The 266-nt window shown below is 45.1% G+C and carries 1 protein-coding gene; it reads left to right on the top strand.

Annotated features, from left to right (window positions below):
* On the top strand, positions 1-266 hold a 266-nt coding region (locus tag ACFINC_RS10885), incomplete at both ends, for a glyceraldehyde 3-phosphate dehydrogenase NAD-binding domain-containing protein (protein WP_375617220.1).

The raw sequence follows: 266 nt of genomic DNA, 5'->3' as shown, positions 1-266 counted from the left end.
CATTGATGTGGGGAGTGGTTTAATAAAGGTATGCGCTGAGCGTGATCCTGTACAATTGCCTTGGAAAGATTTAGATATCGATATTGCGTTGGAATGTACGGGCATTTTTACGGCGCGTGATAAAGCAAAGGCGCATTTGGAAGCGGGGGCAAAGCGTGTGCTTGTTTCTGCGCCTTCTGAAGGAGCCGATCTTACCGTGGTGTACGGGGTTAATCATCAATCTTTAAATAAAGAGCATCGCGTTGTTTCAAATGCTTCTTGTACAA

The sequence above is a fragment of the Bartonella sp. AP58NXGY genome (assembly GCF_042195785.1).
Lineage (GTDB): Bacteria > Pseudomonadota > Alphaproteobacteria > Rhizobiales > Rhizobiaceae > Bartonella.
The sequence above is the reverse complement of the archived record's forward strand: the minus strand, read 5'-3'. Positions and strand labels throughout refer to the sequence as shown.